The sequence below is a fragment of the Salipaludibacillus neizhouensis genome, assembly GCF_002886185.1.
GTDB classification, from domain to species: domain Bacteria; phylum Bacillota; class Bacilli; order Bacillales; family Salisediminibacteriaceae; genus Salipaludibacillus; species Salipaludibacillus neizhouensis.
The window spans coordinates 409,776-429,928 of the sequence record NZ_KZ614146.1 but is presented as its reverse complement, the minus strand read 5'-3'; the positions used below and the strand labels follow the sequence as shown (position 1 = coordinate 429,928).

The 20,153-nt window shown below is 37.9% G+C and carries 18 protein-coding genes, 1 riboswitch and 2 other annotated features; of the genes, 2 read left to right on the top strand and 16 right to left on the bottom strand.

What is annotated here, in order from left to right; all coding sequences use genetic code 11:
- Positions 1–113: 113 nt before the first annotated feature.
- A riboswitch (TPP riboswitch) is annotated at positions 114–215 on the bottom strand.
- Between the two features lie 90 nt (positions 216–305).
- The 3 genes from pheT to CEF18_RS01855 form a co-directional block, all read right to left on the bottom strand.
- Positions 306–2,726: a phenylalanine--tRNA ligase subunit beta gene (gene pheT / locus CEF18_RS01865; protein ID WP_110934909.1), complete on the bottom strand. Its 2,421-nt coding sequence runs from the start codon at positions 2,724–2,726 to the stop codon at positions 306–308.
- A gap of 42 nt (positions 2,727–2,768) precedes the next feature.
- Positions 2,769–3,803, bottom strand: coding sequence for a phenylalanine--tRNA ligase subunit alpha (pheS, locus tag CEF18_RS01860; protein ID WP_110937555.1), 1,035 nt, complete (start codon positions 3,801–3,803; stop codon positions 2,769–2,771).
- A 133-nt stretch (positions 3,804–3,936) separates the two neighbouring features.
- Positions 3,937–4,190: a binding site (T-box leader), on the bottom strand.
- Between the two features lie 58 nt (positions 4,191–4,248).
- Positions 4,249–5,037, bottom strand: coding sequence for a TrmH family RNA methyltransferase (locus CEF18_RS01855; RefSeq protein ID WP_110934908.1), 789 nt, complete (start codon positions 5,035–5,037; stop codon positions 4,249–4,251).
- Positions 5,038–5,152: 115 nt separating this feature from the next.
- Here CEF18_RS01855 and sspI point away from each other — a divergent pair, with 115 nt between their 5' ends.
- The gene (sspI, locus tag CEF18_RS01850; RefSeq protein WP_110934907.1) at positions 5,153–5,362 is read left to right on the top strand and encodes a small acid-soluble spore protein SspI; all 210 of its coding nucleotides are present in this window, start codon (positions 5,153–5,155) and stop codon (positions 5,360–5,362) included.
- Between the two features lie 61 nt (positions 5,363–5,423).
- On the opposite strand, the gene CEF18_RS01845 is transcribed toward sspI, so the two are convergent.
- From CEF18_RS01845 to CEF18_RS01830, 4 genes are all read right to left on the bottom strand, one after another.
- Positions 5,424–6,242 carry a YitT family protein gene (locus CEF18_RS01845; protein ID WP_110934906.1) on the bottom strand — a complete coding sequence of 273 codons (819 nt, stop codon included), beginning with the start codon at positions 6,240–6,242 and terminating at the stop codon, positions 5,424–5,426.
- A 252-nt stretch (positions 6,243–6,494) separates the two neighbouring features.
- Entirely contained in the window at positions 6,495–7,565 is a 1,071-nt protein-coding gene (locus CEF18_RS01840; protein ID WP_110937554.1) for a M42 family metallopeptidase, read from the bottom strand.
- A gap of 214 nt (positions 7,566–7,779) precedes the next feature.
- On the bottom strand, positions 7,780–8,280 hold the full coding sequence (locus tag CEF18_RS01835; protein ID WP_110934905.1) for a dUTP diphosphatase: 501 nt from the start codon (positions 8,278–8,280) through the stop codon (positions 7,780–7,782).
- A 65-nt stretch (positions 8,281–8,345) separates the two neighbouring features.
- Entirely contained in the window at positions 8,346–9,326 is a 981-nt protein-coding gene (locus tag CEF18_RS01830) for a M23 family metallopeptidase (RefSeq protein ID WP_110934904.1), read from the bottom strand.
- Positions 9,327–9,695: 369 nt separating this feature from the next.
- Between CEF18_RS01830 and CEF18_RS01825 the strand changes: the two genes are divergently transcribed.
- Complete coding sequence (locus tag CEF18_RS01825) at positions 9,696–10,097, top strand: sigma-w pathway protein ysdB (protein ID WP_110934903.1); 402 nt, start codon at positions 9,696–9,698, stop codon at positions 10,095–10,097.
- A 212-nt stretch (positions 10,098–10,309) separates the two neighbouring features.
- On the opposite strand, the gene CEF18_RS01820 is transcribed toward CEF18_RS01825, so the two are convergent.
- From CEF18_RS01820 to mqnC, 9 genes are all read right to left on the bottom strand, one after another.
- Positions 10,310–10,885 carry a TVP38/TMEM64 family protein gene (locus tag CEF18_RS01820; protein ID WP_110934902.1) on the bottom strand — a complete coding sequence of 192 codons (576 nt, stop codon included), beginning with the start codon at positions 10,883–10,885 and terminating at the stop codon, positions 10,310–10,312.
- Between the two features lie 76 nt (positions 10,886–10,961).
- Positions 10,962–11,234, bottom strand: a complete 273-nt coding sequence (locus tag CEF18_RS01815) for a DUF1294 domain-containing protein (protein ID WP_110934901.1) — start codon at positions 11,232–11,234, stop codon at positions 10,962–10,964.
- Positions 11,235–11,897: 663 nt separating this feature from the next.
- A complete protein-coding gene (rplT, locus tag CEF18_RS01810; protein WP_110934900.1) occupies positions 11,898–12,254 on the bottom strand; it encodes a 50S ribosomal protein L20 in 357 nt (118 codons plus the stop codon).
- Positions 12,255–12,360: 106 nt separating this feature from the next.
- The gene (gene rpmI, locus CEF18_RS01805) at positions 12,361–12,549 is read right to left on the bottom strand and encodes a 50S ribosomal protein L35 (RefSeq protein ID WP_110934899.1); all 189 of its coding nucleotides are present in this window, start codon (positions 12,547–12,549) and stop codon (positions 12,361–12,363) included.
- Between the two features lie 102 nt (positions 12,550–12,651).
- Entirely contained in the window at positions 12,652–13,155 is a 504-nt protein-coding gene (infC, locus tag CEF18_RS01800) for a translation initiation factor IF-3 (RefSeq protein WP_110934898.1), read from the bottom strand.
- Between the two features lie 91 nt (positions 13,156–13,246).
- Positions 13,247–13,365 (bottom strand) — a sequence feature (ribosomal protein L20 leader region).
- Between the two features lie 233 nt (positions 13,366–13,598).
- Positions 13,599–15,545, bottom strand: coding sequence for a threonine--tRNA ligase (thrS, locus tag CEF18_RS01795; RefSeq protein ID WP_110934897.1), 1,947 nt, complete (start codon positions 15,543–15,545; stop codon positions 13,599–13,601).
- 975 nt (positions 15,546–16,520) lie between these two features.
- Positions 16,521–17,795 (bottom strand): IS110 family RNA-guided transposase, encoded by a 1,275-nt coding sequence (locus CEF18_RS01790; protein WP_110934896.1) that lies wholly within the window; start codon positions 17,793–17,795, stop codon positions 16,521–16,523.
- Positions 17,796–17,900: 105 nt separating this feature from the next.
- Entirely contained in the window at positions 17,901–18,791 is an 891-nt protein-coding gene (gene ytxC / locus CEF18_RS01785) for a sporulation protein YtxC (RefSeq protein WP_183041084.1), read from the bottom strand.
- Positions 18,792–19,036: 245 nt separating this feature from the next.
- Positions 19,037–20,143, bottom strand: coding sequence for a cyclic dehypoxanthinyl futalosine synthase (gene mqnC / locus CEF18_RS01780; RefSeq protein WP_110934894.1), 1,107 nt, complete (start codon positions 20,141–20,143; stop codon positions 19,037–19,039).
- Between the last annotated feature and the right edge of the window lie 10 nt (positions 20,144–20,153).

The following is a 20,153-nucleotide window of genomic DNA, read 5'->3' as shown; positions in this document are numbered from 1 at the left end:
TTTAGAGCATTTGTAAAAAAATACAAAAAAACCACTTCTGATAGAGAAAGAAGTGGTTTAAAACAAAGTCAATAGAGAATGACAATTCAGTTTTGAGGTGAATTGTTTCCGTTCTAATGAATACACATCTTCCCTACGCTAGTACGAACTAGATCAGGTTATAAGGGTTAAGACCAATGTCTCTCTCAGCTTTGAAAGCGCCCCTAGAGTGAAAATATTTAATTTTGATTCTGTCAATATTTGTATCACAGAACTGAAAGTACTTCAAGTCTTTATTTTAAATGATACTGCATTCATTTACTGGCTTAAGCTCTTAACGTAGCGCCTAGTTTCTCTTCTAATCCCTCGAGAACCTTGTTATGAACGGCAACTACTTCAGCATCCGTCAATGTTTTTTCAGGATCAAGATAACGTAATGAAAAAGCTAACGATTTTTTACCAGTCTCTAAATGCTCCCCTTGATATACGTCAAACACATTTACTTGAGTCAGCAACGTTCCGCCGTACTCTCTGATTACTTGTTCAACTTCTCCAGAGGTGAGCTTCTCATCAACTACTAATGCAATATCCCGGTCAATGGCAGGATATTTTGGAATAGGCTGGTAACGAAGTGTGTCGTTATTGGCGTTAACTAACTCAGACACGTTCAATTCGAATACATACGTAGCCGGTAAAGACCATGTTTTCTGAACCGTAGGATGAATCTGTCCAACGATCCCAATTTCCTTGCCATCAATCATTATTGAAGCTGTTCTGCCAGGGTGAAAACCTTTCTTATCAGCAGTCTGTGCAAATCGAATATCTAAAATGTCCCATTCAGCTAATAGACCTTCTAAAATACCTTTGACAACGAAGAAATCAATGACTTTTTTCTCGCCTTGCCAGCTATGCTCTTGCCATAATCCCATGAAGGCTGCAGAGATATACGTCTTTTCTTCTGGCTGGACCGTTATCGTTTGTTCTTTTGAATGAAAAACCGAACCAATTTCATACAAATGAACATTATATTGATTGCGGTTCTTGTTATGACTTAACGCATCCAATAAATGCGGAAGAAGGGTTGTTCGCAGTGAACCTCGATCCTCACTCATCGGCAAGGCTACATCAACGTGATGTACACTTTCCTCAGTAAAGTGATCATCCTTCGCTTTTTTCGTTAACGAATAGCTGATTGCCTCATCTAATCCGACACCTTCCAGAAAACGGCGAGCCTTACGTTTTTTCCATTGAACTTCGGTTAATCCACCGGGTGTTGAAGGTGTATTAGGTAATGTTGTTGGAATATTATCATATCCATATAGTCTAGCTACTTCTTCCACAATATCTGCTTCAATAGTGATATCTTGACGTCTAGTTGGAACAGCTACCGTAAACGTACCGTCTTTTTCCTTCACAGAAAACTGTAATTTAGTGAAAATATCCTCTACATCACTCACCTTTAAATCTGTTCCGAGTACGCCATTAATTTTAGCTAATGATATCGTCACTTCATTGGATGAGCGATCTAGTTCATCAAACTCCACAGGACCTTTTAGAACTTGTCCACCAGCAAGCTGCTGAATGAGTGAAGTTGCCCGGATTCCTGCTTCTGCTACACGATTTGGATCAATACCTTTTTCGAATCGAGAACTTGCATCACTTCGTAAGCCTAAATCTTTTGAAGCTTTCCGAACGGTAGTATCATTGAAATAAGCAGCCTCCAACAATATATTTTCGGTATCATTTTGCACTTCAGATGTCGCCCCACCCATGACACCAGCGATTGCAACAGGGTCTGTACCATTGGTGATAACTAGATGCTCCCCTGATAATGTCCGCTCTGCATCATCCAAGGTAACCATTTTTTCCCCTTCACGTGCACGACGAACCACTACTTCCGCCGAGCCAAATCGATCTAAGTCAAATGCATGTAACGGTTGACCATATTCCATAAGAACATAATTCGTCACATCGACAACATTGTTAATCGGACGAATGCCGGCTGCCATCAAGATTGTCTGAAGCCATAAAGGAGACTCGCCTATTTTTACACCGCGAATAATCGTTGCTCCGTAGTATGGATTATCTCCACTTGTTTCTACATTTACAGAAATATAGTCACTAGCTTTCTCACCTGAGGAAACGACCGCTGGTATCGGAAGAGTGATCTCGCGTCCCAGAATTGCTGCTATTTCATAAGCAACACCGATCATACTCAAACAATCTGCCCGGTTTGGTGTTAAATCCAGTTCCAGTACCGTATCGTTTAAACCTAATGGTGCTAATGCATCTTCGCCAGCAACCATTTCCTGTGGGAATGCAAAAATCCCCTCGCTGTATTTTTTCGCGACAAGTTTGCTTTCAAAACCTAATTCTTGAAGAGAACATATCATCCCTTCGGATACTTCTCCTCTAAGTTTTGCCCGTTTAATTTTCATACCTCCAGGAAGTCTAGCCCCTACTTTTGCAACCGCAACATATTGATCGGCCGCGACATTTTTTGCACCACAAACAATTTGTACAACTTCCCCTTCACCAACATCTACCTGACACAAATTTAACTTATCTGCTTCAGGGTGCTTCACACACTCCAACACTTTGCCGACTACAAGATTTGTAATCCCTTGATTTAAGTCTGTAACTGCATCGACTTCTACACCACTTCTCGTTAATTTTTCAGCTATTTCCTGCGGTGATAAATCATCTATATCGATATATTCTTTTAACCATTGATAGGAAACTAACACAGTATCTTCTCCTCCTTGGACTCAAATGAGTCGTATCTTCCGTTAAACTCGTTTAAACTGCGATAAAAATCTTGTATCATTTGTATAGAAATGACGGATATCATCAATTCCGTACTTCAGCATGGCAAATCTTTCTACACCCATTCCAAAGGCAAAACCAGAGTATTTTTCCGGGTCAAACCCACTCTTACGTAAGACATTTGGGTGAACCATACCGGAACCAAGAACCTCAATCCAACCTGTCTGTTTACACGTACGACAGCCTTTTCCAGCACACATTGCACAAGTAATGTCTAATTCAGCAGATGGCTCTGTGAAAGGGAAAAAACTTGGACGTAATCGAATTTCTCTGTCTTCCCCAAAATATTTTTTAACAAAAGTTGCAAAAATTCCTTTAAGATCACTCATACGAATTCCTTCATCTACGACAAGGCCTTCAATTTGCATGAACTGATGTGAATGTGTCGCATCATCTTCATCTCGACGATAGACTTTTCCCGGACAGATTATTTTAACTGGCCCTTGTCCTTCATGTTTTTCCATTGTTCTTGTTTGAACCGGTGATGTTTGCGTGCGCATTAATAGGTCAGAAGTTAGGAAAAACGTATCCTGCATGTCTCTCGCTGGGTGATGTTTCGGTAAATTTAAAGATTCAAAATTATAATAATCCGTTTCAACTTCCGGACCTTCCGCAACAGTGAAACCCATTCCGATGAATACATCCTCTATTGTTTCAACGACAGACGTTAGTGGGTGACGGGAACCTTTTTGTGTAGGTCTTCCTGGTAAAGTAACATCAATACTTTCTTTCTGTAACTTTTCCAGCATCGCTTCTTCTTCAAACGTTTTTTCTTTTTTTTCAATATAACCTGCTACAGATTCACGAACTTCGTTTGCCTTTTGTCCTACTTTAGGCCGCTCTTCTGCTGATAATTTCCCCATCCCTTTCATTACTTCGGTGATGGGACCTTTTTTACCTAAGTATGCAATCCGTACTTCTTTTAAATCATTCAAATTTTTAGCATCAGCAACTTTAGTCATCGCTTCATCGTGTAGTTCTTGTAATCGATCTAACATGGCTTTTCCTCCTTTAATATAGGGCTCTGTTAACATAGTTCAACAACTCCAGGACTGATTTATACGTCACGTGTTTCATCGTCAACTATCATCTGGACAAAGCCGTAAAAACAAAAAGAGCCCTCCTCCCAAAAAAAGGGACGAAGACTCGCGGTACCACCCTTGTTAATACATCCATTAAAAGAAATAATCCTCTCGGTGATGTATTCACTCAAATATAGAAGATAACGGTCTCCTTGCCGGATCATCTTCACAGTAAAAAACTGTGCTCCAATGTCAACTCCAGAGTGAATTCTGCTGGATTCCTCATAGAAGTGCTCTCAGTCTATGGCACTTCCTCCCTTGATGGGAACAATTCAGCGTACTACTCTCTTTCTTCGTTTTTCCATTCATTTATCATCTGTTAAATATTATATAGAATTTAACACGTTTTCGCAAATCGTTTTTACGCACCTCTTAGATGGTAGACCAGTATTCCTGTAGCTATTGCCACATTTAATGATTCGGCTTCTCCAAAGATCGGAATATACAAGTTCTGGTCAGCAAGATTCAACAACTCACTCTGCACACCATTTCCTTCATTACCTACGACAAGAGCAAAATTCTTCTGTGGTTCAATGGCTGTATATGTGCTTCCTTTCAAGCTAGTTCCAAATACAGGGATATCATTTTCCTTACAAAGTTCAATCGCTTCTTCCAAATCCATTTTTTGCACTGGTAAATGAAAAAGCGATCCTTGCGTAGAACGAATCACTTTACCGTTAAAAAGATCGGTAGTTCCGTGCCCAAGGACTACACCTGACATTCCTGCTGCATCGGCGGTCCGTATCATGGCTCCTAAATTCCCAGGATCCTGGACACCATCAATAAATAAATACCTTCCCTCATCCAAAAGAAGATTAATGTTTTCAGGTTGTTCACAGATTGCAGCTACACCTTGAGGAGTTTCTGTTTCACATAATTCTTTCATTACACGTGCGGTTACAACTAGTTGATTAAGCTGTGTAACATTCCATTCCTTTGGTATATCGAGGCCCTCTTGAATAATCAGCTGGTTTATAACCAGTTGAGATTTCAGTGCTTCTTCAATCAAATGTTTTCCTTCAATCAAAAATAGCCCTGACTTATCTCTTTCTTTTTTAGTATGGAGTTTTTTCCAAGCTTTTATTTTCGGATTTTGTAAAGATTCGATTTTTTCCATGAATGTTTCTCCTTTCCGTTCCATCTGTAACATTATTCGCTTTAATTGGTTACATAATTCTGAACGGTATCATCCATACTATAACAGATTCTTGAAAGTTTAACGATAAAATCATCTAAAATCGGTGTAAAAGAAAGGATAGAAGCTAATGAGTGGATTTAATTTACGCGGCGCTATTTTACAAAATGTTTCAGGTAGTAGTTCAGAAGACGTTGAGGCAACAATAGTAGACGCTATCCAAAGTGGAGAAGAAAAAATGCTTCCTGGACTCGGTGTTTTGATGGAGATTTACTGGAAACAGGCAAGTGAAGAAGAAAAAGACGCTTTAGTTGAACAAATTTCAAGTGGATTGCAATAATATTTTTGAAAAAAGGTGTCTTAAATTTTTAAGACACCTTTTTTCAATAACTCACTCTACATCATTCTCTTCGAAAGTTACCCATAACCTCCATACTCTCACTTACACTTACGAAAGCATTTGGATCAATTTCTTTTAATAGCGGTTTTATAATTGCTAACTCATACCTTGTAATAACCGTGTAAAGAACTTTTTTACTTTCTCCTGAATACGCGCCTTGTCCGTCTATAACGGTTATTCCTCTAACTAAATTTGCTAATAATGCTTTTTTTAACTCATCACCCTGATTCGTTACAACCATCAAACTAAGTTTAATATGTCTCGTGTGAACCCTGTCAATTGCTAGGCCGGTAATATAAATCGACAGCATCGTGTATAATGCTAATTCCCAAGCAAAGAGGAAACCGGATATAAACACGACAAGAGAATTTAAAAAGAAAATCAGACCGCCAAGAGGCACATCCCATTTTTTAATCAGCACGAGACTAATTACATCAACCCCACCTGTTGATCCATAAAAACGAATGATAAGTCCAATTGCAACACCAGCAAGAACCCCACCAAAAACAGAAGATAGTAAAGCATCCTCTGTGATTTCAAAAATAGGAATATAAATCATGGAAATAGAAGTTACTGCAACTGAAAATATCGTGTTGCCGACAAATTGTTTGCCGAGCTTTTTCCAGCCTAAAATAACAATGGGAATGTTAAGGAGAATAACCCAGTATCCTGCATTTATTGGCGTCTTTAAACCAAACAGCATAGCAAGACCAGTTACTCCACCTGTTAGTATTTCATGCGGCAAAAGAAATAGATTAAAAGCAAAACCTATTAAAATAGATGCAAAAAAGATAATAAGTAATCGGTAAACATTATTCACTGATATACACCACACTTCGATATTATTAAAGGATGTCCTAAAGGAAACATTCTGATTCAATGGTTGCACCAAAGAAAGAAATAGAATGGAACTAACTTACAGAGACATGCTTCTTGAAAAATATATAATGAATTACTTTTTGAAGTATAGAATTGTGGCGTGTTTAAGTCAATAGATTATATTATATTTTTAATCAAACGGAAAAAAAGCCGCTCAGAAGCCGAAGCCTCTAAACAACTTTTCAATACCTCTTTAATCAAACGTAATTGCATCCACTGTTTTACGATCCATTTTCTTAATTACCTCTACAATTAACTGCACCGCATTTTCAAAGTCATCGCGATGAAGAATCGCTGCGTGTGTATGAATATAGCGAGTTGCAATTGTAATAGATAACGCCGGCACACCGTTTGCTGTTAAATGAATAGAGCCAGAATCGGTTCCTCCACCTGGTACCGCATCAAATTGATAGGGAATTTTTTTCTCGTCAGCTGTGTCTGTCACGAAATCGCGAAGTCCCTTATGACCCACCATAGAAGCATCATACATAATAATTTGAGGACCCTCACCCATTTTTGCTAAGGCATCTTTCTCGGTTACTCCTGGTGTATCTCCTGCAATTCCTACATCCACTCCAAAGCCAATGTCTGGCTGAATATAGTGGGCGGAAGTCCGTGCACCGCGAAGACCTACTTCCTCTTGAACGGTACCAACACCGTATACCGTATTAGGGTGTTCTTCGTTTTTCAGTCTTCGAAGCACTTCGATTGCAATGGCACAGCCGATTCTGTTATCCCATGCTTTTGCCATCAATAATTTTTCGTTTTTCATAACAGTGAAGTCACAAACAGGAACAATCGAGTCACCCGGTCGTACTCCGAATTCCGCCGCTTGTTCTTTGCTGGTTGCACCGATATCAATAAACATATCTTTCTTATCCATCGATTTTTTTCGAGCCTCAGGTGCGAGGATATGTGGCGGCTTTGAGCCAATGACTCCTGGAATATTTCCATTACGAGTCATCACTGTCACTCGTTGAGCAAGCATTACTTGCTCCCACCAACCACCAACCGTTTGAAACTTAACAAATCCACGTTCATCAATACTGGTCACCATAAATCCAATTTCGTCAAGGTGACCTGCCACCATGATTTTTGGACCATCTGTTACCGTTCCAGTTTTTTTCGCAATCAAACTTCCTAGATGATCTGTACTCACTTCATCTGCAAATGGAGAAATATACCTTTTCATCACTTCACGAGGTTCTCGTTCATTTCCAGGGATCCCGTTAGCGTCCGTTAATTCTTTTAACATTTTTAACATATCTTCCACGTTTAAATGTCCTCCTTCAAATTATTGAAAATTATGTATCTACACTAGTATAACGATTTCTAAAAAAGATCTCAATTCTTTTCGCCTGTCGAAATAAATAAAAAAAGCGTCCGTCAACAGCGAATTTTGGAGTATTTTCTCCGTCATTCACATGAGTCTCACGGTTTTTTTTAAACAATCATCGAGTTAAACAGGGTTAATTTCTTTAATAACCTTCATCCTGTCTCGTATGATTCACCTCGTTCTTCTGCATGTATGCTTGTCCAATTTCCCCTTCGGTAAAACCGAGACTTGCCCCAACATTTAAATATTCAAGAAATAATTTTTCATAATTTGCTCTTGTTTTTTCTTTCCTTAGCCTTTGAATATGGTCAATAACTTCGAAAAAGAGACCCACCAGTTCCACGTCAGAAGAATGAGATGCCTCGGGATAGTCATAGTTAGAATGATCATTAAAGTTTAATTCAATACCTGTAGAAAGGAGGAAGTGAATTCCATCAACATATTCTTCTAAAATAACTTCACGTTCAGATGGACCTTTTTCACTCCAAAACTTAAAGCATCTAGTTTCATTGATAAGCTCTGCTACTTCGACCTGAAAGGCCATGATTTTCCTCTCCAGTAGTGGTTCTGATGATAATAAATGCTTATCTTCAATATACTTATCCAATTTTTTTTGCATTAAAAACATTTCTTTAAAATTCATGCCTAATCATCCTCTAATAATATTTACGAAAAAGAAGTATTTTACTTGTCAATCTTCCTATTTTTTTAAAAGCCTATTACTTTCTCTCCTCGAACAGGGCTTGTTTCATCTTTAAATCTAATCTGAAGTGATTTTGCTTGCTGCCAGTCCGCATTATCCGCTACATGATAATGAATGTGAGGTTCACTGGAGTTCCCTGAATTGCCGCATAATCCTAAAATATCGCCAGCGTAAACATTATCACCAGTTTTCACTTGTACACTTCCTTCTTGAAAATGAGCCAGCACACTGTATTCTCCATTTCCATGATCAATGACTACATGATTCCCCAGTGGTTCTTCTTCATTTGTATCAACTGTTGGCGTATTATCTGCAATGGTGTTTACGGATGCCACAACAGTACCATCTTCAGGTGTCAGGACTAATTCACCAAAAGCATAGTAACTTTCATTTTTCCTAGGATTTCCTTTAAAAGTAGAGCCATTATTCATAATGACCAGATCATAGGCGTAACGTTGACTTTCAACTGGATAATGATAATTGACAAGTTCATTCGTGCCGCCCCAAAACGTAAACCATTCATTTAAGACTGGCATAGTGTAAGTCATCTCTGTATAAGCTTTATCTTGTTGAACAAAATCAGTCAATGGTAAAAGCTCTAAACCTTGAATCGTATGATCTTCTGAAAAATAGCTTCGTATCCCTTTATCTTTTGTTTCATTTATCCATTGATATTCTGTATATTCGTTTAAAGATAACTCGGAAACAAGTTCATAAGATTTAACACCTTCATTAAAGTTTTTACCTAGATCCGTAAACTCTTCTGCACTCACAATGCCGCGAAAATCACCGCTCGTCTGATGATAAACTTTTGCAATATCCCCATTTAAAAAAGTATCCGGAAAATCCTCAGGTGTTATGACGAATTCTTGATCTACATTATTCTTCTCTTTATCACTCTTTCGAGCAACTTCACTTGAGCATCCCGAGGCTAATGTTAAGAATAATAGTGGCAGTGCAATCATTTTATACTTTAATTGTCTCATCATTTATCCTCCTAATATTTCCCTAATTTACTATACGGAAAAACAAGAGACAAAGTTTCATTCTTACGCAACCTTATGACACAGTATACTCTTTGAGTTATAATATACCTAAGATTTCAAACATAACACAAGTAAATAGTGTTTCGAAATATTTTGCACGAAACAAATACTTGTAAACTTTCTTCATATCCTTTCATTATTATGAAACTTTAATTACTATGTAAACGTAACTTATAGTAATGGAAAGTTTTATCTGTCAACTAGAGTTTTAAATCGAAACAAATTCGGGAATCTTTTAATAAAGAAGTGTTATCGAAAACGCTGCCTTAACATTAATTTTTTAAAAGATCCTTTGAAGGAGAGATGATCATGACTGTGATCCTGTTCCGATTATTCCTTCTTATCGCTGTTGGAATCATTATTTTTAGTATTACGAAATATTTGCTCGACCCACGTAGAAAGCTTGAAGCCGCTTATCGGGAGGGTGATTTTTACCTTTTAGATGAAAGCGGAAATGTAAGGAAAAATGTTATATTTACTTTTGGGAATGCCATGTTCGAAGGAGAAAAATTTCTAGGAAGTACGGATAACTCCTTTGAAGTTACCACAATTATGGTTGGTACAGAAGACTCTGATCAACTTCATGGCTTAAGCACAACAGATTTTCATTTCATTGAAAAAGAATTAACGCTTCGTTATCCAAAAGCAACGATAGAGTGGAGAAGTCCTATAAAGGAATTATTAAAAAGATTAGACAGGCAAGGAAAATAAAGTAAGCATTCAACATAGATTCAAGTAAAAAACGCGGTCGCAAATTAAATTGCTATCGCGTTTTTATATTTTGGTTTTTCATCACAGAATTTTTTTGAAGAACTATCGCTAGCTCTCCTTGGACAATCCACGAGCCTTCCAGCTCTGCATGAATCGAGTACTTCCTAGTTCAAATATAGGAACCCTCGTACCTTAATAAAGATTTAAATCCTTCATACTGCTTTACGGTGAAAAAAACGCTCCCATTTATAGACTACAGTGCCCCGTTTACCTAAATAATAAAAAATTACGGCTAACAAGCCGAAAAATAGTAAAGACACATACCAAGGCATTTCAGTAATTGCCTGCCCGAAAGCCGTAAATAAAACCGATGGGAGGATAACGCCACCAACCGAGTATTTTATATACTGTCTATATGAGGTAGTCATTTCCATTAAATAAAGCGAAAGTAAATGAAAATGGACAAAAGGCATCATTCTTAAAATCATTACCTGACCAATTGTTAGAATTCTATCTCTAAAAACTTTTTGTTTTAATCGTGTTATTTTTGTTCGAAATCCCGGAAAAATTTCAATAAGTTTAAAGAACATTCCGCTCATTAGTGTTAAACCAATGATCGAATAGATCGTTCCATGAATAAATCCAAAAAAATAACCTCCTGCAATACATATAACAATGACAGGGAGAAAAAGTAAAGGTCTTATTACATGCAATAGAATAAACAAGACTGGTGCTAACCAACCTGCTTCTTCTATGATACGAGGAATCGATTCATTGAATGCTTCCATAGCTGTGTCATCCTCCTCTCTTCTATTTCTATGCGAATAAATTTAAAAATGTTCAAGCTATCTAAAGTATTTTAATTTACAGGACCAAATACATCACTAATCCTACTTGTGCAACAAATATTAAAGGAAGCCCTATCACAAATTTAAGTTTACTTGTTTTATGACGAATAACTTTGGAAATAATATGCATGCTTATTGCCCCACCTAAGATAGCTACTATGAATAGATTCTTTTCAGAAATTCGCCATTGCTGTCTCTCGGCTTTTTTCTTATCCATTAACATTAGTGTCATACCAACAATAGAAATGATAATAATATAAACAATAGCAATCAAGAAGTAATTTTCCATGTTTTTATAGACTCCTTTTCACTTGTAAATGGCTCTTATCATGAATGTTAAGAAAAACGCGTAGCGTCTTTTATTAAATACAGCGTGAGCTTTCGCCACCCCGGGTAGAACACGTATGCGTGTAGGTGCTACCTTGGCATAAAGGTAGCTGTCAGTTTATACTTTCTTATCTGTTAAGAAAAATTGCATTTCAGTCTTAAAAAACTTAGTATCCTTTTTCTATTTCGTTGCTTTTATTATCACGGAAGGTTGTTTGGAAGAATTACCGCTCGCTTTCCGTGGATGATCCGCGAGCCTCCTCGAGCCTAAAAACGCTCTGCGGGGTCTCGCTTGGATCATTCTTCCACAGGAGTCTCGCGGATTCTTCCAAACAACAATTTTTTATCAAAGCAGTTTACGTAACCGTTATTGCTTCTGAAAAAGCTCGAAGTAGCGAAGGCGGCGACTCCCTCAGGAAAAGCAATAGGTGAAGACCCCACAGGGTGAACTTTCCCGAGGAGGCTGAAGCATTGCCCGCGGAAAGCGTCCGCCTAGAGCGAATTCGGGCCTCTCTGTTCAAAGAAAATATCTAAAAAAGGATAATCTTATAAATCACTTACTAAAAAGAGGACTAAAAAGATAAATGAAAATATCTTTTTAGTCCCCCAGTAATCCATTATTAGATTAATTTAATTTTGCTTTTGCTGCTTCAGCAATACTTGCAAATGCTTGCTCATCATTTACTGCTAATTCTGCTAGCATTTTACGGTTCATATCAATTTCAGCAAGTTTTAAACCATGCATTAAACGGCTGTATGAAAGACCATTTATACGAGCTGCTGCGTTAATACGAGTAATCCAAAGCTTACGGAAGTCACGTTTCTTTTGACGACGATCACGGTAAGCATATAAAAAGGACTTCATTACCTGTCCTTGTGCTGTTTTAAATAATCTATGTTTAGAACCTACATAACCTTTTGCAAGTTTTAAAACTCTTTTACGACGACGACGGGCTACATATCCGCCTTTTACTCTAGCCATCGTAATCCCTCCTTTTAAGTTCAATTTCTTAGTAGTGTTTATATCAGTCTTGAAAAGAATGTCCTATACAGATAAAATGTTTTTTATCTTGTACTAACAACTCTTATTAGATCATTTGTCCAATGCGTTTTTGGTCACCTTTACTTACAAGTCCTGATTTGCGAAGCTTACGCTTTTGCTTTTGAGACTTATTAGCAGCCAAGTGGCTTGTGAAAGCATGACCGCGTTTTAGTTTACCAGAACCTGTCTTTTTAAAGCGTTTTGCTGCACCACGGTGGGTTTTCATTTTAGGCATGTTGAATTTCCTCCTGTCCGAGTATTCGTTGTAGTTGTTGGTGAATCTCCGGTCGGTGTTGTTGTCTTGGGACTTCCCTTAAATAGTTCCATCCTGATCGATCTATTTTTGAGCAGTCGGTGCAAGTATGAGAAACATACTTCTACCTTCCATCTTTGGTTTTGATTCGATCGTAGAAATGTCTTCACATTGCTCAGCAAGACGAATAAGAACTTTGCGACCTAAATCTGAGTGAGTAATAGCACGTCCGCGGAAACGGATTGCTGCTTTTACTTTGTCCCCTTTAGTCAAGAATTTACGAGCATTTCGAAGCTTCGTGTTGAAGTCGTGCTCTTCAATATTTGGACTTAAGCGAACCTCTTTCAAGTTAATAACTACTTGATTTTTACGAGCTTCTTTTTCTTTCTTTTGTTGCTCGAAACGATGTTTCCCGTAGTCCATAACCCTACAAACGGGGGGCTTTGCGTTAGGAGCGACCATTACTAAATCTAAATCAGCATTTCTGGCCATGTCAAGAGCTTCTTGTTTCGTCTTAACACCAATTTGATCTCCGTCTGCACCGATTAAACGTACCTCGCGAGCGCGAATGTTTTCGTTTACGAACATATCCTTACTAATATTCAGCCACCTCCATGATATTTGCGGATCAAAGCAAGCTGTTCCTCTACCACCAAACTAGGCTTTAACCTATTTGATGACACAAAAAAAAGCGTGGGTGTCATTCGCCCACACTTCTACGTACGTGTTTGTAAAAAAATCGTGACCTGCCAACGCAATTGTCGATCAGGTGAGAAGCGGGCGCCTCTTCTTGCTTTGTTTCCCTTATAATGTTCACTTGAATAATATATCACATGGCTAATATTGTGTCAATAAAGAATGTTGTACACCCTGTAACCCTTAACTACTCTAACACACTATTTCTCTTTTGTGTAGGTTAAAACTTAGAAGTAGTCTTTTGTATTTATTTTGTTGCTTAATGTCATTTAAAAATAAGAGGAGGACATGTCAAACGCTTTTTTAGCGTTGAACACACCCTCCTACTTTTGAAATTATCTTGATCGTTGCGAGATATCTTCTTTTATTTGATGAATGAATTGGTCTAAAGTGACTTCTTCCGTCTTCTGTTGACCGTATCGTCTGACATTTACACCATTTGCTTCAATTTCTTTATCCCCCAATACGAGTAGATAAGGAATTTTCTGCATTTGTGCTTCACGGATTTTATATCCTAATTTTTCTTCTCTAACATCTATTTTCACACGAACGCCAGCTTCTTTCAGTTCTGCTTCAACTTTTCGCACATAATCCATGTGTACATCACTAACCGGAATTGCTTGAACCTGCACAGGTGCTAACCAAGTTGGGAACGCTCCTTTATACTCTTCAATTAAAAAGGCAACAAACCGTTCCATCGTTGAAACAACTCCCCGGTGTATAACAACCGGACGGTGATCCTTACCATCTTCCCCTACATAAGTTAAGTCAAAACGGTTTGGTAAATGGAAATCCATTTGAACCGTTGATAATGTCTCATCTTTTCCTAGCGCTGTCTTCACTTGAACATCTAACTTTGGTCCATAAAAAGCCGCTTCGCCTTCTGCTTCCACATACTCTACTCCCATATCATCAACGGCTTCTTTCAACATTGCTTGAGCCTTATCCCACATTTCATCATTATCTACATACTTTTCTTTATCCTCTGCATCGCGGTAAGACAAACGGAAATAATAGTCTTTAATACCGAAGTCCTCATAAACTGCTTGTATTAATTCGACGACTCGAATAAATTCCTCTTTTAACTGGTCAGGACGACAAAAGATATGGGCGTCATTTAACGTCATCGCCCGAACTCGCTGAAGACCAGCCAGTGCACCTGACATCTCGTGTCGGTGCATCGTACCTAACTCGGCAATTCTTAACGGCAAGTTTCGATAGCTATGCTTTTGATTTTTATAAATCATCATATGATGGGGACAGTTCATTGGACGTAACACCAGGTCCTCATTGTCCATTTCTAACACTGGGAACATATCCTCTTGATAGTGATCCCAATGGCCAGATGTTTTATATAGGTCAACACTTCCCAAAACAGGAGTATACACGTGGTCATAACCTAGACGTTCTTCGATATCTACAATATATCGCTCTACTGTCCGTCTGATTGTAGCACCTTTAGGAAGCCACAATGGTAATCCTTGTCCTACTTTTTGACTAACTGCAAAAATCCCTAACTCTTTTCCTAACTTACGGTGATCTCGCTCTTTCCGTTCTTCTAAAAGCTCTAAGTAATCATCTACTTGTTTTTGTTTCGGAAATGCTGTCCCATAAATACGCTGAAGCATTTTATTTTTACTATCTCCACGCCAATAAGCACCATTAATTTGCATCAATTTGAATTTCTTTAATTTACTTGTAGAAGGTACATGAACACCACGGCACAAGTCAAAAAATTCTCCTTGCTCATAAATACTGATTGTGTCCCCCTCGGGGATATCTTCTAGTAGTTCCAGCTTTAAATCGTCTCCGATTTCCTCGAAACGTTTCTTCGCTTCTTCTCGTGTTACTTCCACACGATTTATTTCCAGATTTTCTTCCATAATCCGCTTCATTTCTTTTTCGATTTTTGGAAGATCTTCCGGAGTCAATGGCTGTTCCATATCTATATCATAATAGAATCCCTCTTCAATGACTGGTCCGACACCTAGCTTTACATCACTAAATAGTCTTTTTATTGCTTGAGCCATCAAGTGAGCAGTACTGTGCCTAAGAATGTCGATACCATCTTTGGAATCGTTAGTAATGATTTCGACTTTCGCATCTTCATTAATTGGTGCTTTAAAATCAATGTGTTCTCCGTTTACTTTTCCAGCTAAAGCGTTTTTCTTTAGACCAGGTGAAATCGATGCGGCAATATCCTCTGTTGTTATCCCCTTATCAAATTCTTTCGTTGCTCCGTCAGGAAACGTTAACAGGATTTTTTCTTTTACTTCTGCCATTTTAATTCTCTCCTTCAAACTGTAGAATTCACATTGGGCCGATATTCTTCGAGCATAACAAAAAACACTCGTCCCTTAATAAAATAAGGGACGAGTGTGTAACCGTGGTTCCACCCTTTTTCCTGAAAACACCTTTAAAAATTGGCAGTCTTCAGCTTCGTTTCAATCCATAACGGGGAATCCGTCAACGTTTACTAAGATATTTTTATATATCCGTTCCACATTGAGCTCGGAGGTGGTAAGTCATGGTTTATACTCAGGAAACTTTCAGCCTAGGCTTCCTTCTCTGCAAAGTTAATTCCATATCTCATGTCCTCGTCTACACTTTTATACTGTATGCTTATGGATAGTATTATAATGATGTCACATAAGAAAATCAACCTAAGAAAAACGGCATAGCCGTCTTTCATTAAATACAGCGTCAGCTTCCACCGCCATGTTTTAAGTATCAAGGGTGGGTTTCCCTTGATACGCGCGGTGTTGAAGGTAGCTGCTAATTTTATAAATTCTTATCTCTTAAATAAAAATTATTTTACTTTTTATAGTCACTTAAACTCCCTCAGTTAGATTCTATTTACTCACAAATGCTCGCTTATTCGCAGGATTTCAGACCACTTCTAAGAACAATGACGGATGAATGGAATGAGTTTTGATAATAAAGGCTACATGAAGGCATGCGGGAATAGAGGAGTCAATAGTAGCTCCATTTATTTCCATAATATACTGCACGCATCTCCACGCCGCCCCTGGAGGCTATCCCTCCCATGTCTCAACGGGTCATTTGCCCTTTCATTCCTTCGTCATGCCTATCCAAGGGGTGGAGGCCGGTTTTGCTGCGCAAACGGGTCAGTGCCCTTAGGTACAACGGTATCCAGTACTCCGCGCTTTCTCTGTAATCCTACGAATAAGCCAACATTCAAGAATTATTAAACTACTTTTAATTACTTTAAAGCCTTACTTAGTTTACGATTAGAATTAAGCTGCTATAGGTGCTAATGGTTGTACTTTCTGAGAACAATATGATTCATGATTTTTAGATATTGCCACCAATATTCTTGCTAATTTCCCCACGAGTTTCATGATAGATTTCATTTTTTTCATCTTTTTGACTTTAACATTATTAAAATGAATCTGCTTGAAATCAGAGTTATTGCTCACAAGGCTTAATGTCGTTAAAAATAAAAATCGCCTTAGTCGAGATCTCCCACGTTTTGAAACGACAATTTGTCCTTTCCATTTACCCGAGCTTGCTTCTGCCAGATGTAGTCCCGCATGTCGTAATAGAGAATTACCATGCGCGAAGCCACTTAAATCACCAGCTTCTCCTAAAATACCCGCCAATGAAATTTCACTAATTCCTTCAATGGCAATTATTTTTTTAGCGAAAGTAATTTGATCAAGTACGGAAGTGACTTCTTTTTCTACTCTTTCGAGTTGGACTTTTGCTAAATCGAATTCTTCAAGTAAATGTTCTAAATGAAGCTTATAGGCTTCGTGTGCTTGTTTACTGCCTACAGAATTTTTTGCTAAGTCAATTAACGATTGTGCTTTTTTAAGTCCTGCGTGACGTTTCATCACTGTTTTCCAACCTTTCACTATATCCTGTGCTTTCATGGAACATAGTTCTGAAGGTGTAGGAAATAACCGAAGTGTTGCGATTGCCCCTTTTCCTTTTACATCTTTAAATACTTCTCGAAGTTCAGGGAAGACAATATCTACCCAACGATTTATTTGGTTAATAGAACTGGTGAGGCGTTTAACGATTACATCTCGGTTAGCCATTAGCACTCGAAGCTTTTCAAAAGCTTCAGAAGTGGGCCGGATAAAGGAGTAATACCCATTCTTGATCATATCTGCAATCACAAGGGCATCTTTTTTATCGCTTTTAGATTGGGTATTATCACGATTTTCTTTATTTCTTTTCACATGGTGAGGATTAACGGTTACTACATCAATATCTTGATCATATAACCATTTAGATAGGTTCAACCAGTAATGTCCGGTAGGTTCCATCCCAACTATTTCAGTATTTAATCCTTTTGAAAGTTTTAAATGACAAATCCATTCCATTAATCTAGCGAAACCTTTCTCGTTATTTTCAAAAGTGAGAGGATCACCGACGACAATACCACGGAAATTTACAGCTCGTGCAACATGAACATGCTGTGCTATATCCACACCAACAACAAGATGTTTATCAGAAATTCTTTCAATTAGTTGATTTTGTTTGTCTTGCATTTTAAACTTCATATAAGAGCTCCTCCTTAGATTTGAGTTTTAGTTTGGTATCTATACTCTTATCTTACTGAGGGGCTCTATTTTTTTCAAAGTCGAAATTAACGCACTACAGGAATGCTATAATCCTCTAATCTTCTTATCAGAAAAATCAAATGGCCACCTGTTCATTAGTACAATTCGTTCTTCAAATATATTTCTCAGTGTATGGTAGAGATCGTCTTCTATATCCTGTGCAAATAAATAAATCTTATTTGGAGCCATACTAACTAATGGTCCAATCATGCGTTCTTGATAAGGCAATGATTTCTCAAATGCTGTTTCTGCATGAAGCCATTTGTAAATTTGTTGAAGGGATAACTTCTTCTTTTCTTCGTCGTAGAATTCTACCCCGTCTTTCAGGTGAACATATACAGCTTCAACTTTGGACTTTTGCTCTTTTAATACGTCTCGACATCGTTGAACCATGGACTGATATTCTAACTCCATTTTGTATTCATCAATAGCAATCTCTACCACATCTAATAATTTCTCTTTAGCATTTAATAATCTAAATGCTATCAAGGAATCAAATGAGAAAGAAATATCTTCCTCAATAAAAGGTGATATCTGCTTATAAATTTCTTGTTGCCATTGATAAAAGGTAAAAGGAAGTAAAATCATTTTTGTTTCAAGCCCAGGGAAAAAAATCAGTTTAGCAGTTTCTACAATAGATTGAATCTCTTCCTTGTCTTCGTAATAAAATGATTCACGTAAACATTCTTCGAGCCACTTCGAGAAATAAGTAGCGACAGTTACATTTGTTAATATTGCAATAATATGATGTTTCTTATCTAGGTGTAAGTCCTGAAGTCCTGATAGTATAAGAGCTGCAGTACCGTTTTTTCGATTATACTGGTAATCTACGATCGTCTCGCTTTTGCCTTTTCCCCCTAAAATAGATAACGAATGTCGAAGTTGTTCGTAAAAAGATTCACCTATATGTGAATCTTGGAAATCAATCGTTAACAACAGCAGCCCCTCCCAGTCAAATCACACATTAAGAGTTGATCGTCCGGGTGTTTTTCTTGATGCAGTTCAACTCTTTAGTAATATCTATTATATGTATATGGTTCTTGGGATTAATTATGAATTGAAAGTTTTAAAATAAAATAGAGCAGCCGATTCTAGTGAAAGTAACAACCTTTTGCACCATAAAAAAAACACAACCCCCGTGGAGATGAGGTTGTGTTTGTGTTTTAAGTATAAAATATGTTCTAATTTTGCATAACAAAATCTTTCTCAACTTTTTCATCCTCTTCGAATACATGGAGAGTATTATACTTTGTATCTCGCTGTGCAGGAACTTTGCCAGCTTCACGGATTAATCGAAGAATCAAATTAGTGTCAACTTTATGTGTTGCCCCGGCAGCGGAAACAACATTTTCTTCCATCATCGTGCTACCAAAATCATTACATCCATAAGAAAGGGATGTTTTTCCTGTTTCAGGACCCATAGTTACCCAAGACGATTGGAAATTAGCAACATTATCTAAGAAAATTCGGGATATAGCTAAATTCTTTAAGTATTCACGAGAGGTAACTTTTTCACCTTTCATGTTTGTATTCTCTGACTGGAACGTCCAAGAAATAAATGCTAGGAAGCAATCAGTCTCATCTTGTGCATCCCGGACACGTTGAAGGTGTAAGGCTCTTTCTTCAGACGTTTCACCGAATCCAATGACCATTGTTGCAGTCCCGTGCATGCCGACTTTTTTTACAAGCTTCATCGTTTCAATCCATTCTTCCCAAGTACCTTTTAAACGACTAATCCGACGTCTTGTGCGGTTATCAAGTATTTCTGCACCTCCACCTGGAACCGAATCAAGGCCTGCATCGTGAAGTTCCGTCAACACCTCTTCAAGTGATAAACCGGATACATCAGCCATTTTTCTGATTTCAGCTGGTGAGAACGAATGCATTGTAATGTCAAACCTCTTTTTTATTTCTCGAAGAAGGTCTGTATAATAACTAAATGAAAGATTTGGATTTGTCCCACCTTGCATGAGAATTTCCGTTCCATTCACATCTTTTGTTTCCTGAATTTTTTTAAATATTTCTTCATTATCTAGAACATATCCTTCTTTTGAACCAGGAGGACGGTAAAAGGCACAAAAGCGACAATAAGTATCACATAAATTCGTATAGTTAACGTTCCGTCCAATGACAAACGTTGTAACCGGCTCCGGATGCCACTTTAACATCATTTCATTGGCAACTTCACCTATTTTTTCTACCTCATCACTATCATAAAGTTCTACTGCATCTTCGACAGAAATACGTTTTCCCTGTCGGGCTCGATCGAGAATTTGATCAACACTCATTTTATTCCTC

Coding starts and splice junctions, on each gene's coding strand:
- pheS (WP_110937555.1), bottom strand. CDS start 3,803: ATGTTAGATCGATTACAAGAACTACACGATGAAGCGATGACTAAAGTT.
- CEF18_RS01855 (WP_110934908.1), bottom strand. CDS start 5,037: ATGTTACAGATGGAACGGAAAGGAGAAACATTCATGGAAAAAATCGAA.
- sspI (WP_110934907.1), top strand. CDS start 5,153: ATGAGTGGATTTAATTTACGCGGCGCTATTTTACAAAATGTTTCAGGT.
- CEF18_RS01840 (WP_110937554.1), bottom strand. CDS start 7,565: ATGTTAAAAATGTTAAAAGAATTAACGGACGCTAACGGGATCCCTGGA.
- CEF18_RS01835 (WP_110934905.1), bottom strand. CDS start 8,280: ATGAATTTTAAAGAAATGTTTTTAATGCAAAAAAAATTGGATAAGTAT.
- CEF18_RS01830 (WP_110934904.1), bottom strand. CDS start 9,326: ATGAGACAATTAAAGTATAAAATGATTGCACTGCCACTATTATTCTTA.
- CEF18_RS01825 (WP_110934903.1), top strand. CDS start 9,696: ATGACTGTGATCCTGTTCCGATTATTCCTTCTTATCGCTGTTGGAATC.
- CEF18_RS01820 (WP_110934902.1), bottom strand. CDS start 10,885: ATGGAAGCATTCAATGAATCGATTCCTCGTATCATAGAAGAAGCAGGT.
- CEF18_RS01815 (WP_110934901.1), bottom strand. CDS start 11,234: ATGGAAAATTACTTCTTGATTGCTATTGTTTATATTATTATCATTTCT.
- rplT (WP_110934900.1), bottom strand. CDS start 12,254: ATGGCTAGAGTAAAAGGCGGATATGTAGCCCGTCGTCGTCGTAAAAGA.
- rpmI (WP_110934899.1), bottom strand. CDS start 12,549: ATGCCTAAAATGAAAACCCACCGTGGTGCAGCAAAACGCTTTAAAAAG.
- infC (WP_110934898.1), bottom strand. CDS start 13,155: ATGTTCGTAAACGAAAACATTCGCGCTCGCGAGGTACGTTTAATCGGT.
- thrS (WP_110934897.1), bottom strand. CDS start 15,545: ATGGCAGAAGTAAAAGAAAAAATCCTGTTAACGTTTCCTGACGGAGCA.
- CEF18_RS01790 (WP_110934896.1), bottom strand. CDS start 17,795: ATGAAGTTTAAAATGCAAGACAAACAAAATCAACTAATTGAAAGAATT.
- mqnC (WP_110934894.1), bottom strand. CDS start 20,143: ATGAGTGTTGATCAAATTCTCGATCGAGCCCGACAGGGAAAACGTATT.